Raw genomic sequence first — 12,722 nt, 5'->3', positions numbered from 1 at the left:
GTTATGCGGAATGATCACCCTCAAAAGCCTACTCGGCGCAACAGCACTGACGGGACTGGCCGCTGCTGCCGGAGCACAGGACAGCGATCTGCTGGTCTTTGACTATTCCGGTTTCGAAGACCCGGCATTTCACACTAACTACAATGCCAAAAACGGTGCCGATCCCTCTTTCGCCTTTTTCGGCGAGGAAGATGAAGCGCTGCAAAAACTTCTGTCCGGTTTCAAAGCCGACGTGAGCCACGTATGCGCGGGTTCTGTGACCAAATGGGTGGAAAGCGGCATTCTGGAGGCGTGGGATACGTCGAAAATCCCCGACTTTGATAAACTCGACGGCAATCTGCTCGGCGAAGATGTGGCAGCTGACAATGCCTATTTCATTCCGACCGATTTCGGATCGACTGCAACCGCTTACAACACCGAAGAAGTGCCTGTGGAAGCTGTAAAAACGCTTCAGGTCTATACCGATCCTGCTTATGCGGGACGTATCACCCTGCCCGATAACGTCGATGACGCCTATGCGCTGGCCTATCTGGCGACCGGTGTTACGAACTGGCAAAATGCAACAGACGAGGAATTCATGGCGGCGTCCGATTGGCTGCGCGCGGTGCACCCGAACCTGCGCACCTATTGGACCGATACCGCGGAGTTGGCACAGCTCTTGGCGACGGGTGAAATCCTTGTCGCTTGGGCATGGAACGAAACCTACCCGACAATGGTCGACGAAGGATATCCGATCGGTTTCGAACGCGAAGCGACCGAGGGATCGTCGCTTTGGCTGTGTGGTTATGTGAACCTGAAAGATGGACCGGGCTCCGAAGACAAAGCCTACGATTACATCAACAGCTTCCTGAACGCATCCAATGCCGCAACGCTCATGGACGCAGGCTACGGCATTTCAAATACCGAAGGCCTGGCCACGCTGGGTGAGCAGGCTTTGATCGACGCCGGTCTGGAACCGATCGATGCGCCTGTTCTCGCGCAGTTGCCGATGTCTGTGGAACTTCGCGAAAAGCAGTCCGAGGAATTTGAAAAGATCAAAGCCGGATTCTGATAGAACAGACGGTTAAAACATGAAAAACGCCGCTCTTTCGAGCGGCGTTTTTTTGTTTGAGACAGGTCGAAACTACTGCTTCAGGGTCGCCTTGCGCACCACATATTCGACTGTTTCGGTAGAGGTGCTGGGTCCACCGGCGCTGGTGAGTTCCCAATGACTGTTCATCGGTCCCTCGTAGCCATTCGCACAGCCCCACACAGAGAAGTCACCACCGATGTTAAAGTTCTGTGTGCTCTCGAAATAGACGTGTGTCGCGGTCATGGAGCCACCCGGACGAATGGAGGGGGCCGCCACAACGACGCCGTCCATCGGGACCGGTGCGGCCCAACCACCCAGGCTCACGTAGTTCTTCGCGAACAGGTAGACGGAGTAGCGGTGATCGTCACAGGTGATGGAGGGATCGCCCCACTGCACGCTGCCTGCGAGGTTCACGTCCGTGCCGAAGAAGTACACGTCCTTGAAGTGGAGTGACCCGCCGCCGCCAACACCGAAGTAGCCGTTAACCATGAACATCACGTTCTGGGCGTCGATTCCGCCACTGAACTGGGCGCCGCCATTCACCACATAGATGGTGTAGGGCTGAACCTGGCTCGGTTGAATGGACCACCAGCCGTCGTACTGTACGATTTTGGCCGTTCCTGTTGCCGGATCCTTGATGAAGTCGGGGACGAGGTCGCCACCATAGTTTTGACCGTGTTTCCCGTAGAATGCATTCCAGCGTTCGCTGAACATCCAGTCGAGGTTGGGCACAATGGCCGCTTCCAGATAGCCTTCGGACGCGATTTCGGGAACCGTGGCCGAACCGCTTGCGACATGGGAGTCACGGATCGTGGCGATGTCATTGGCCATCAGGCGAACGGTATCGTCAAAGTAGTCGTTGCCACCGAATGCGACACTGCCTGCACCGTAGATACACACACCATCATGGAAATCGTTGCCACCACCGGCGCTTACCGAATGCGTGGAGATGAATGTCGCAGCGCTACAATGCGCTGAGGTGCCGCCACCGCTGATCTCAATTGTCTCGGTTCCGGTCTGAATGTCGGACCGTGCGATGGAATAGGCCGCGACTTCGAACGAATCGATCCCGATGAGGCGCATGAGATAGGTGCCCACCGAGTTGGAGCGCTCATTACTACGCTGCGTTTGAACGACAACTGCGTCATAAGCGTCTTCGGCCGATTCATCCTCTGCGAGCGCAAAGTCACCGCTTGCCGCGTCCCAGACACCAAAGGTGATGTCTTCGGATGTCAGCGCGTTGGTATCCCCGCCAAGGTTGCGCCGCACCACTTCCATGGCGATTTCGCGCGCCGCGGTCGGGTTATCGATATGCGCCGCCGCCGCGAGAGCCGCCGCATCGGCTGCAACCTGCAACTGGAAACGGGCCCGCCAGGCGTTGGCGCCATCGAGTGCGATCCCGCCGATGATTGCGATAAGTACCAAAAAGAACAGAGACGAAACCGTCCCGATACCGTCCTCTTGTTTGCGGTACTGTTGAACTTTCTTCAAGACGAGGTCGATCATGTCGTTTCCTCCGGATCAGTTTCATCGGAGCCAACGCCCTCGATCCACATAGTTACACCACCATTGAGTTTCGCGTTCCCCACGAAGGGACCGTTAAACAGAATAATATCTTCGAAAGGCACATCGATTGAGGCGACCACGTATTCTTCGTTGATCACCACATTCACTTCGTAACCCGCACCGCTACCCAGGCGGGTTTCGGTTGCGATTTTGGCTTCTTCTACCGTTTTTTGTCCGACGGAGACCATTCGTGCGGCGTCGCGGGACAATTCATACAGGTAGGTCTGTTCGTGCAGAAGCAGTGTAGCATCGGTCGACAACATCACGAGCCCGCCGAGGACCGGGATCCAAAGCACGTGCTCAATAGTTGCTGACCCGTCGTCGCCTTTGAAAAAGGTGCGCACTGTCCGCTTTAATTTGCCCAAACGATTAAACATCGTCGTACTCCATCGACACAACCGTCACCCAGACCGAATGTGCACCTACCCCGACCGTTGAAGTACCGCTCCGCATTTTTGGTCCCGAATTCTGGGATGCGCTTGGCGAGACTCCACAGGCCTTTGGAGATTTATGAACCCTTAACGTGGCCAAATGTGGCTGTGGTTGTGGCGCGATTGGGGCAAATTTCCATTGTTTTCAGCGTTCCCGGCAACAATCCCGCGTTTTGGGGAGAAATTGTTCACTGTTGTTTTGTGATGAATTGCCTGTGGGTCGCGCTTGAAACTCCACTCGGTCCGACATATCTTCTAAAGCGTCGGGGCAACCCGACTATGGGCATAAACGCGCATGTAATAAGCGGATCGGACCCGGGGGCGGTACCCGGCGTCTCCACCAAACATCCCTCATTTGGGGACCATGGGGACGAAATAGGATCGACGGACGTCTAAAGATGTAGCTTTGTTTCGGTGAGTTACCACCGTTATCGGTACACTAAAGCTAGTTGCAAATGACAACAAAGCTCCGATGGCTCTCGCAGCGTAAGCTGTGCGAAATATCGAAACATAAGTCCTTAGGTTTAGCGACTTAAGGCGGGGTTCGCAGGCACCTGGCAACAGAAGCCTGCACTTTTCCCCACTCTCTTCGCTCAATCTTCGTGCCGGTAAGACATTCTTGATTGTTTTGCCGTTTAGTGGCGTTTCCACGTGAAAGTCGAAGGGAACACGACATGACGGGCGTCGAATTGCTCGAAAAATGGTATCAACATGTATGGGTAGAGGGCGATCTCGAAGCCGTGCAACGATACTTCGATACAGAGGCGCTGGCCGGTGGTTTGCTGCCCGACCTCGCCGTCCAGATAGAAGACTTTCAGGCCATTGTTCCCGCGGTCTTACGCCTTGTCACGAAAGTGCAATGCGAAATCGTGGACTCGATGGAAGTAGATGATTGCGCATGGGCTCTGGTGCGCCTGAATGCCCTGAACCGTGAGAACCTGCGTCCCATTTCAATTACCGGTCAGGTGATGATCCGCCACAAGAATGGCAAAGTCGTGCATGCGCAAAACCATTTCGACTACGTCGGTTTTTTTGAGCAATTGGGCAACCTTCCCCGCGATACGATGGCCCTTTGCCTTGCGGGTGAGGTTTTGTCCTAACCTCACCGGCGACAGGGTTGACCGACTCTGGCCACTGGTGGACAAGGAGCGTGATTTCCGCGGAGATGCGCCCGATGACCCCGCCGCCCAGTGACAACCGTGCGCAGCCGGCGCTACCGGACTTCTTGCGCAGCTGCCTACGGGTGGGCCTATTGTCCTTCGGTGGGCCCGCCGCTCAGATTGCGGTGATGCATCGCGAGTTCGTTGAAGATCGCGCGTGGATGGAGGAGGAAGACTTTCTATCCGCCCTTTCCTTTTGCATGATGCTCCCCGGTCCGGAAGCAATGCAGCTCGCGACCTTCAGCGGATGGCGTCTACGCGGGACGTTTGGCGGCATCATCTCGGGGCTTTTTTTCGTGCTTCCCGGCGCGTTGGTCATGTTGGCACTGGCGGCAGTCTACGCCGCCTACGGCCACCTGCCCGCCACATCCGCCCTTTTCCTCGGCGTGAAAGCCACGGTTGTGCTCGTGGTATTGCAGGCGCTGGTTCGGTTGGGGCGCAAAGCATTGGGGACACGCGACCGCTGGTTCCTCGCCATCCTATCCTTCATCGCGATCTTCTTTATAGGCATCCCCTTCCCCGCAATAGTGATTTGCGCGGCGGTTTTCGGATGGCTCACATGGCGTGGCGTTCGGGGTCCCGAGGTCTCGGTGCCAAGCGCGGGTCACCTTCCGCGCACCATCGCCATTTGGGGTGGGTTGTGGGGGGCGCCGTTACTCTTCCTTGCGGGGACAGGTCAGTCGAGACTTTTGGAGATCGGCGTATTTTTCTCCAAACTGGCGGTCGTCACATTCGGCGGAGCCTACGCGGTGTTGGCATATATGAGCCAACAAGTGGTTCGCGACAAAGCGTGGCTTTCCGCCGACGCGATGCTCGATGGGTTGGGACTTGCCGAGACGACCCCCGGCCCCCTCATCCTAGTCACTGAATTCGTCGGCTACATGGCGGCGACGCCACTTGGACTTTGGGGCGGCGTTGCGGGCGCTGCGATCACGCTATGGGTGACCTTCGTGCCCTGCTTTTTGTGGATTTTCGCAGGCGCCCCCTACATCGACTGGATCGCCACCCAGCCGCGCCTGTCGGCGGCCCTGAAAGCGATCACAGCCAGTGTTGTCGGCGTCATTGCATCCCTTTCCCTATGGTTTGCAGTGCACGTCTTCTTTGCAACCGTCGACACCGCAAACTTCGGCCCTCTTCACTTCCTTTTCCCGACCTTTTCGAGTGTGGATTGGAACGCGGTCGCGTTGGCCGTAATCGCGGCCGCTCTCCTGTTCATTTTGCGTCAGGGATTAATCGTTACAATCGCCACTATGGCAATCGCAGGACTTGTGGTGGGATCCATTTTCTAGCCCCCCTTTCCAATCCCCAAGAATCCCTTATGCTGATTTGCATCGCTTCCTTGAAAGGTTCTCTGATGGCCAAATCCATCGACTACGGAAATCTGATGCATGACGCCATGCGCCGGCTGATCCGTAAAGTTCTGGCCGGAGTAAAGGCCGATGGTTTGCCCGGTGATCACCACTTTTTCATCACCTTCGACACGATGCATCCCGATGTCGAAATCGCGGATTGGTTGTCCGATCGTTACCCTGAAGAAATGACCATTGTTGTTCAACACTGGTTCGACAATCTCGAAGTCGGGCCTGAGGGATTTGCGATCACACTCAATTTCGGGGATAGCCCTGAGCCGTTGTTCATCCCCTATGACGCGATCCGCACCTTTGTGGACCCCTCTGTCGAATTCGGCCTGCGGTTCGAGACACAGGAAAGCGATGTCGAGGAACTGGATGAGGACGAGATTTCCCATGACCTCGCCGAATACGAAGCCCCGACCGAAGGCGATAGCAGCTCTCCAAAAGAGAATTCGGCGCATGAGGCGGAAATCGTCTCGCTCGACAAGTTTCGCAAATAATCAACGCTCGGCCGCTGCGATCCGTCTGTGAATTTTTGGTAAACTCGTCGACGCCCCTCTTGCTTCCTGTCTCGGTTCACTGGCTATTCTTTCGGGAACACTCCGGAAAGACAGGAAAATGGCGCGCGAATTTGCTACATTCTTAGGTGAAATGATCCGCAACCCCGGAGAGGTGCGCGCAATTGCCCCCTCTTCGCGCGCCTGTGCGCGGTTGATGACAAAAGGGGTGGAAAGCACCACGGGGCCGATCGTCGAAATCGGTCCCGGCACCGGTTCCTTCACACGCGCCCTACTCGACAGAGGCGTAGATCCCGAACGGCTCACCCTCCTCGAACTCAATCCGCGGTTTTGTGACGAATTGCGCCATCGATTTCCCGGTGTGCGGATCCTCAACCGTTCCGCCGAAGAGATCGTCGATATTGGCCTGCGCGATGTTGGGGCCGTTATTTCCGGGGTCCCGCTGCTCGCGAGACCGGATTTGCAGCGAAGGGTCGTTGGGCGGGCCTTTGAGGTCATCGCCCACGACGGGTTTTTCACACAGATATCCTACGCGAGCACCTCTCCCCTCAATGCGAAGATGCGCGCAGACCTCGGCATCACAGCCACCAAGCGCGGCAGGATCTGGGCCAATCTTCCCCCGGCATGGGTCTACGAATACCGGCGACATGCGACATAGATTCCATCTCGCATACCGTCGTATACATTGCGTCACGCGGTGTGACCGCGTATAGCCATTCGCGAGTCCCAAGCAAGCGAGAGAGCCCCGATGACGCAGACCCGCACAGAGACCGACAGCTTTGGCCCGCTGGAAGTACCCGCAGACAAATATTGGGGCGCACAAACGCAGCGCTCGATCCTGAATTTCCCCATCGGCTGGGAACGCCAACCCGTGCCGATCATCCGCGCGCTCGGCGTGATCAAAAAGGCCTGCGCACAGGCCAACAAAACGCTCGGCACAATGGACGCGACAGTGGCAGACGCCATTATTGCTGCCGCCGGCGAAGTCATTGACGGAAAATTCGACGACAACTTCCCTCTCGTCGTGTGGCAGACAGGTTCGGGCACACAGTCCAACATGAATGCCAACGAAGTGATCTCCAATCGCGCGATCGAAATGCTCGGCGGTGAAATGGGATCGAAAAAACCGGTCCATCCGAATGACCACTGCAACATGGGGCAATCGTCCAATGACACCTTCCCCACCGCGATGCATGTCGGCATTGCCATGCAGGCCCGCGACGTTTTGTTGCCGGGTTTGGAAAAACTTGCCGCCGCGTTGGAAGCGAAGGCAGAGGCCTTCAAAGACATCATCAAGATCGGGCGCACCCATACGCAGGACGCGACCCCGCTGACACTCGGTCAGGAATTTGGGGGCTACGCACATCAGGTGCGCAAAGGGATCGAACGTGTCGAGGCCTGTCTGGGCGACATCTACGAACTCGCGCAGGGCGGCACGGCTGTCGGCACAGGACTGAACACCCAAAAAGGCTGGGCCGAAATGGTCGCCGCCAATATGGCCGAAATCACCGACCTGCCCTTTGTCACCGCGCCGAATAAATTCGAAGCGCTCGCCGCCCATGACGCGATGGTCATGTTCTCGGGCGCCCTCAAAACGGTCGCCGGATCGCTGTTCAAGATTGCCAACGACATTCGTCTGCTCGGATCCGGTCCGCGTTGTGGTCTGGGCGAGTTGATCCTGCCGGAAAATGAACCGGGTTCTTCGATCATGCCGGGTAAGGTGAATCCGACACAGGCCGAAGCGCTCACCATGGTCTGCGCGCATGTGATGGGCAATGACGCCGCCGTCGGTTTCGCCGGCTCTCAGGGCCATTTCGAGTTGAACGTCTACAACCCGATGATGTCGTACAATGTGCTGCAATCCATGCAGTTGCTGGGCGACAGCGCCTCTGCGTTCACCGACAACATGGTCGCGGGGATCGAGGCCAACGAGCCACGTATCGAAAAGCTTTTGCATGAATCCCTCATGCTCGTGACCGCTCTGGCCCCGACGATCGGCTATGACAACGCGACTAAAGTGGCAAAGACGGCGCATAAAAACGGCACCACTTTGAAGCAGGAGGCCATTGCTTTGGGCTTTGTGGATGAGAAAACCTTTGACGAGGTTGTGCGTCCGGAAATGATGATCGGTCCCAAAGACTGAGCCAGCTAGGCACGTCGAAAGCGATACGGAAGGCGGCCCTTGGGTCGCCTTTTGTATGTCTGGAACCCGTCGACATTTGTCTTTCTAAGCGGTGAATGGCATTCTCGCCCAACCATCCACCTCTCCAACCACCTGGCGCGCGCGCGAGAGCGCTTTTCGGGCTCTTGAATAGAGAGTACAATCGCCCCATGAGCAACGTGACCAACCTAAACCAGTTCCGGAAGGCCAAAACGCGCAACCAGAAACGCGCGCAGGCAGATGCGAACGCTTCAGCCTTTGGACGCACGAAAGCCCAAAAAGAACTGGAAGCCGCCAAGAAGGAAAAAGTCAAAGCTCTGCTCGACGCGCACAAGAAAGACGAGCCATGAGCGCGCGCCCTATCAAACGATCGCTGACCCTCAAAGGGCATCGAACGTCCGTGTCTCTCGAAGATCCCTTTTGGCGGGCGTTTCGCGAAATTGCTCAAGCACAGGGAAAGGCCATCAACGAACTGGCCGCCGAAATTGACGCATCCCGTGGTGTCGAGAGTGGATTGGCCTCCGCCATTCGCCTCTACGTGCTCGACTTTTACCGCACGCGAGACCAGGACCGCGCCTGAGAGACACGCGCCAATCGCAGCGCCTGCCAAACCGGACCCTGACGCAAACGCCCATCGAGAACCGCATCGGGATTGCGTGCAGCCTGTCGCAGGATAGGCAAATGCATCATCGCATCCATGAGAGGCGCGCGGGCGATCTTGTCCAACTTGAGGTCCTGTGCCCCCAACCGCGCCTGCGCGTACACATCGGCGGCGAAGGTTCGAATGGAATCGGGACGGCCATCCACCAGAGGAATGCGACCTGCCGCCTCCAGCGCCGGCAGTGCCATCAGATACCGCGCGAGGGCGCCACCCAAAAGCACCCTGTTCAGTGACTTTGCCGACTCCGCGGGCGCCCCGAGGATACGGGCGGCCACATGGAGCGGAATCGCATAACTGGCATGAAGATAGCTGTGCAGCGCGGCCTGATCCTCATGCGGATCGCGGTAAATGTCCCATTGGCGCGCCGTAACCGCCCCATCGAGCGCTTCTGCCGCCGGACCGTCCAACACCGCATGCAAGGGCGCGGCCACTTCATGTGCGCGTGGCGGTTTACCGTCCGCCTTTTCCTGCAACACGTCACGCCAGAATTGCAGCCGCATTTCGGCAATCATCGCCTCCTGCGTGATCCAGGGTGCCTTTGCGACCTCTAGGCAAAAGGCATGGATCGGGAACAAAACCTCGCGCGCGGCGAGTGGCGCGACCATGGTGGTGCGAAATCGCAGCGGATCACCCGCCTCCACCAGCTCTGCACAGGCCTGAACGCTCATTGCGCCCCCAGCGCGTGCGCGCCATCACGGACAAGCTTCCACAGGATCGCATCCAGAAGCGCCTCAAAACTCGCGTCGATGATGTTGGACGATACGCCGACCGTTGACCAACGCCGACCCTGCCCGTCTTCGTGATCGATAATGACCCGTGTGCGCGCCTCTGTGCCGCCTTGGGTGATGCGGACTTTGTAGTCCACCAGTTCCATGTCCTCGATCAGCCCCTGATAGGGTCCGAGATCCTTGGCCAGTGCTTTGGAAAGCGCGTTCACCGGCCCCCCGTCAGCACCATCCTCCAACATGCCCTCGGAGACCGACAAGTGCCGCTCGCCACCGATGTTGACCACCACGGTTGCCTCGGACAGGTGGCTCATCCGGCCACGGCTATCGCGGCGGCGCTCCACAGTTGCGCGGTAGCGTTCGACATCAAAAAATGACGGCATCTGACCGACTTCACGGCGCGCTTCCAATTCAAAGGAGGCCTGCGCACTGTCATAGGAATAGCCTTCGGCCTCGCGCAGTTTAATCCGGTCGAGAACGCGCGAAAGTGCGGATGTATCCTCAACATCCATCCCCATATCCGAAAGACGCGAGCGCAGGTTCGAGGTGCCCGCCTGGTTCGACATCGGCACGATGCGCGCGTTGCCGACAATTTCGGGGACAATATGTTCGTAGGTCGTGGGATCTTTGAGAATTGCCGAGGCGTGCAGGCCGGCCTTATGCGCAAAAGCGGAAGCCCCGACATAGGGCGCTGCACGCTGCGGCACGCGGTTGAGGATGTCGTCGAGCATCCGGCTCACTTTGACCATCCCCTTCAACGCGTCTTGCGTCACGCCGGTGTCAAATTTGCTTGCGTAGGGTTCTTTGAGAAGGAACGTCGGGATCAAGGTGGTCAGGTTTGCGTTGCCACAGCGTTCGCCCAAACCGTTCAATGTCCCCTGCACCTGACGCGCACCCGCATTCACGGCGGCAAGCGAATTTGCCACCGCGTTGCCCGTATCGTCGTGGGTGTGGATGCCCAGATGGGAACCCGGAATGCCGCTCTCGATCACTTTCAACGTGATCTGATAGACCTCACCGGGCAGCGTTCCGCCATTCGTGTCACAAAGCACAATCCATCGCGCCCCTGCTGTGTAAGCCGCGTGGAGGCATTCGAGCGCGTAGTCCGGATTGGATTTATACCCGTCAAAGAAGTGCTCCGCATCGAACAGTGCCTCGCGGCCCTGCGCCACGATATGGGCAAAACTCTGCGCGATGTTGGTGACGTTTTCTTCGAGCGTCACACCCAATGCGGTCGTGACATGGAAGTCGTGCGTCTTGCCCACGAGGCAGACGGATTTTGTCCCTGCGTTCAGAACGGTCGCGAGGACATCATCGTTTTCTGCCGAACGACCCGACCGTTTGGTCATTCCAAAGGCGGTAAACGTGGCGCGGGTTTTGGGCGGTGCGTCGAAGAACTCACTGTCCGTCGGGTTCGCCCCGGGCCATCCGCCTTCGATATAATCGACCCCGAGATCATCCAGCGCCGCCGCAATGCGATGTTTTTCGGGCGCGGAGAATTGCACGCCCTGCGTTTGCTGGCCGTCACGTAGCGTTGTGTCAAAGAGGTAGAGGCGTTCGCGGCTCATTTGAGGCCCTCCAGTTTGGCGGGGTCAAAATTCGCCCCGGCCTCTAGTTCGACCCCCGCCTTGGACATGCGCACCTCAACCCCTGCTTCGAGAAGCGCAGTTTTCATCGCATCAACTGCCGAGAAGTCCTTGGTCTCCATGGCCGCGGCCCGCAAATCCGACAGGTGGTCGGCAAATGTTGAAAGATCGACACCTGTTTTGTCCCAACCAGAGAGTTCGGGCGTCAACAGACCCAAGAGCTGCGCGGAGGCGAGCATGGTGCCCATGGCCTCTTCGTCTGTCTCAGCCGGATTGGCCGTCAGATCCTTGGCCATACGGTGCAGTTCGGAAATGGCACCGGCCGTATTCAGATCATCGCATAGTTTGGATACCACCGTCGCATCGGGTTCACCGGCCTGCGCCGAACCGAGCAATCTGCGCCAAGATACCAGCGTCGCTTTCGCCTGTTCGGCCTTCTCGGCCGTCCAATCCATCGGCTTGCGATAATGCGTGCTCAGAAACACAAACCTGATCACTTCTCCGGGCACGCCCTGATCAAGCAGGTCGCGCACCGTAAAGAAATTGCCCAGAGATTTGGACATCTTCTTGCCTTCGACCTGCAACATCTCATTGTGCAGCCAGACATTGGCAAAACCCGCGCCTTCATGGGCGCAGCAGCTTTGCGCGATCTCGTTTTCATGGTGCGGGAACATCAAATCATTGCCGCCGCCGTGGATGTCAAAACTCTCGCCGAGCAATTCAAAAGACATCGCCGAGCATTCGATATGCCATCCCGGACGCCCACGCCCCCACGGGCTATCCCAGCCGGGCAGCTCGTCTGGAGACGGTTTCCAGAGCACAAAATCCATCGGATTACGTTTGTACGGGGCGACTTCGACACGCGCGCCGGCGATCATGTCGTCCACGGTCCGTCCCGAGAGAGCGCCGTATTCTGCGTAGCTTTCAACCGCGAAGAGGACGTGCCCCTCGGCCTCGTAGGCGTGGCCTTTCGCGATCAGGTCCGCGATCATCGTGATCATCTGGGCAATATATTGGGTCGCGCGCGGTTCGTAATCGGGGCGCAGGGCGCCGAGCGCGTCCATGTCATCGTGATACCATGCGATGGTCTCGTTCGAGCGTTCGTGGATCAACTCCTCCAAGGTACCCTTAGCACCCGCCGCTTTGCGTTTCTGGGCGGTCTCGTTGATGCGGTCATCCACGTCGGTGAAGTTGCGCACGTAGGTCACGTGGTCGTCGCCATATACATGACGCAGCAGCCGGTTGAGCACATCGAACACGACCACAGGGCGTGCGTTGCCCAGGTGCGCACGGTCATAAACTGTTGGCCCACAGACATACATCCGCACGTTTGTCGGATCGATGGGGACAAAGCCGTCCTTGTGGCGCGTCTTTGTATTCGTCAGCCGGATTTGCGTCATCTCAAAGCCTCTCCTCGGGCATTCCCCGCGGGCTTTAGCAGCTTCATCTTGTGGATAAAAGGTAACCGGCCCGCGCAACTGTCGTTAGCG

The 12,722-nt window shown here is 57.7% G+C and carries 13 protein-coding genes and 1 other RNA gene; 9 read left to right on the top strand and 5 right to left on the bottom strand.

The features are described 5' to 3' along the window. The first annotated feature begins 10 nt into the window (after nt 1-10). A complete protein-coding gene (locus ABD815_RS13215; protein WP_344847773.1) occupies nt 11-1,051 on the top strand; it encodes an ABC transporter substrate-binding protein in 1,041 nt (346 codons plus the stop codon). A gap of 72 nt (nt 1,052-1,123) precedes the next feature. Here the strand turns inward: ABD815_RS13215 and ABD815_RS13210 are convergent, their stop codons facing one another. Together ABD815_RS13210 and ABD815_RS13205 are read right to left on the bottom strand one after the other, a co-directional pair. Further along, nucleotides 1,124-2,578: a pilus assembly protein TadG-related protein gene (locus tag ABD815_RS13210; RefSeq protein WP_344847771.1), complete on the bottom strand. Its 1,455-nt coding sequence runs from the start codon at nt 2,576-2,578 to the stop codon at nt 1,124-1,126. Beyond that, nucleotides 2,575-3,015: a TadE/TadG family type IV pilus assembly protein gene (locus tag ABD815_RS13205; protein ID WP_344847769.1), complete on the bottom strand. Its 441-nt coding sequence runs from the start codon at nt 3,013-3,015 to the stop codon at nt 2,575-2,577. Before ABD815_RS13205 ends, ABD815_RS13210 begins: the two co-directional genes overlap by 4 nt. 276 nt (nt 3,016-3,291) lie before the next feature. On the opposite strand from ABD815_RS13205, the gene ssrA reads away from it, so the two are divergent. The 8 genes from ssrA to ABD815_RS13165 all read left to right on the top strand — a co-directional run bounded on the left by ssrA (nt 3,292) and on the right by ABD815_RS13165 (nt 8,840). Further along, nucleotides 3,292-3,644, top strand: a transfer-messenger RNA (tmRNA) gene (ssrA, locus tag ABD815_RS13200). A gap of 99 nt (nt 3,645-3,743) precedes the next feature. After that, complete coding sequence (locus ABD815_RS13195) at nt 3,744-4,169, top strand: ester cyclase (RefSeq protein ID WP_344847767.1); 426 nt, start codon at nt 3,744-3,746, stop codon at nt 4,167-4,169. 74 nt (nt 4,170-4,243) lie between these two features. Next, a complete protein-coding gene (chrA, locus tag ABD815_RS13190) occupies nt 4,244-5,518 on the top strand; it encodes a chromate efflux transporter (protein WP_344847765.1) in 1,275 nt (424 codons plus the stop codon). Between the two features lie 65 nt (nt 5,519-5,583). Further along, entirely contained in the window at nt 5,584-6,081 is a 498-nt protein-coding gene (locus tag ABD815_RS13185) for an SspB family protein (protein WP_344847763.1), read from the top strand. 118 nt (nt 6,082-6,199) lie between these two features. Further along, nucleotides 6,200-6,757 carry a class I SAM-dependent methyltransferase gene (locus ABD815_RS13180; protein WP_344847761.1) on the top strand — a complete coding sequence of 186 codons (558 nt, stop codon included), beginning with the start codon at nt 6,200-6,202 and terminating at the stop codon, nt 6,755-6,757. A 90-nt stretch (nt 6,758-6,847) separates the two neighbouring features. Then, entirely contained in the window at nt 6,848-8,242 is a 1,395-nt protein-coding gene (fumC, locus tag ABD815_RS13175) for a class II fumarate hydratase (RefSeq protein ID WP_344847760.1), read from the top strand. Between the two features lie 188 nt (nt 8,243-8,430). Continuing rightward, nucleotides 8,431-8,610: a DUF4169 family protein gene (locus ABD815_RS13170; protein WP_344847758.1), complete on the top strand. Its 180-nt coding sequence runs from the start codon at nt 8,431-8,433 to the stop codon at nt 8,608-8,610. Next, nucleotides 8,607-8,840: a ribbon-helix-helix domain-containing protein gene (locus ABD815_RS13165; protein ID WP_344847756.1), complete on the top strand. Its 234-nt coding sequence runs from the start codon at nt 8,607-8,609 to the stop codon at nt 8,838-8,840. Before ABD815_RS13170 ends, ABD815_RS13165 begins: the two co-directional genes overlap by 4 nt. On the opposite strand, the gene ABD815_RS13160 is transcribed toward ABD815_RS13165, so the two are convergent. From ABD815_RS13160 to cysS, 3 genes are read right to left on the bottom strand one after another with little or no spacing between them, the layout of a single operon-like run. Continuing rightward, the gene (locus tag ABD815_RS13160; protein ID WP_344847754.1) at nt 8,810-9,589 is read right to left on the bottom strand and encodes a squalene/phytoene synthase family protein; all 780 of its coding nucleotides are present in this window, start codon (nt 9,587-9,589) and stop codon (nt 8,810-8,812) included. The genes ABD815_RS13165 and ABD815_RS13160 overlap by 31 nt on opposite strands. After that, nucleotides 9,586-11,214: a citramalate synthase gene (gene cimA / locus ABD815_RS13155; protein WP_344847752.1), complete on the bottom strand. Its 1,629-nt coding sequence runs from the start codon at nt 11,212-11,214 to the stop codon at nt 9,586-9,588. Before cimA ends, ABD815_RS13160 begins: the two co-directional genes overlap by 4 nt. Further along, on the bottom strand, nt 11,211-12,632 hold the full coding sequence (gene cysS, locus ABD815_RS13150; protein ID WP_344847750.1) for a cysteine--tRNA ligase: 1,422 nt from the start codon (nt 12,630-12,632) through the stop codon (nt 11,211-11,213). The genes cimA and cysS overlap by 4 nt, the downstream gene beginning before the upstream one ends. Nucleotides 12,633-12,722 lie beyond the last annotated feature (90 nt).

This window comes from Celeribacter arenosi (assembly GCF_039539485.1).
Classification (GTDB): Bacteria; Pseudomonadota; Alphaproteobacteria; order Rhodobacterales; family Rhodobacteraceae; genus Celeribacter; species Celeribacter arenosi.
Note: the sequence above shows the minus strand (reverse complement) of the source record. Positions and strands in the feature narration are given on the sequence as shown.

Coding starts and splice junctions, on each gene's coding strand:
- ABD815_RS13215 (WP_344847773.1), top strand. CDS start 11: ATGATCACCCTCAAAAGCCTACTCGGCGCAACAGCACTGACGGGACTG.
- ABD815_RS13210 (WP_344847771.1), bottom strand. CDS start 2,578: ATGATCGACCTCGTCTTGAAGAAAGTTCAACAGTACCGCAAACAAGAG.
- ABD815_RS13205 (WP_344847769.1), bottom strand. CDS start 3,015: ATGTTTAATCGTTTGGGCAAATTAAAGCGGACAGTGCGCACCTTTTTC.
- ABD815_RS13195 (WP_344847767.1), top strand. CDS start 3,744: ATGACGGGCGTCGAATTGCTCGAAAAATGGTATCAACATGTATGGGTA.
- chrA (WP_344847765.1), top strand. CDS start 4,244: ATGACCCCGCCGCCCAGTGACAACCGTGCGCAGCCGGCGCTACCGGAC.
- ABD815_RS13185 (WP_344847763.1), top strand. CDS start 5,584: ATGGCCAAATCCATCGACTACGGAAATCTGATGCATGACGCCATGCGC.
- ABD815_RS13180 (WP_344847761.1), top strand. CDS start 6,200: ATGGCGCGCGAATTTGCTACATTCTTAGGTGAAATGATCCGCAACCCC.
- fumC (WP_344847760.1), top strand. CDS start 6,848: ATGACGCAGACCCGCACAGAGACCGACAGCTTTGGCCCGCTGGAAGTA.
- ABD815_RS13170 (WP_344847758.1), top strand. CDS start 8,431: ATGAGCAACGTGACCAACCTAAACCAGTTCCGGAAGGCCAAAACGCGC.
- ABD815_RS13165 (WP_344847756.1), top strand. CDS start 8,607: ATGAGCGCGCGCCCTATCAAACGATCGCTGACCCTCAAAGGGCATCGA.
- ABD815_RS13160 (WP_344847754.1), bottom strand. CDS start 9,589: ATGAGCGTTCAGGCCTGTGCAGAGCTGGTGGAGGCGGGTGATCCGCTG.
- cimA (WP_344847752.1), bottom strand. CDS start 11,214: ATGAGCCGCGAACGCCTCTACCTCTTTGACACAACGCTACGTGACGGC.
- cysS (WP_344847750.1), bottom strand. CDS start 12,632: ATGACGCAAATCCGGCTGACGAATACAAAGACGCGCCACAAGGACGGC.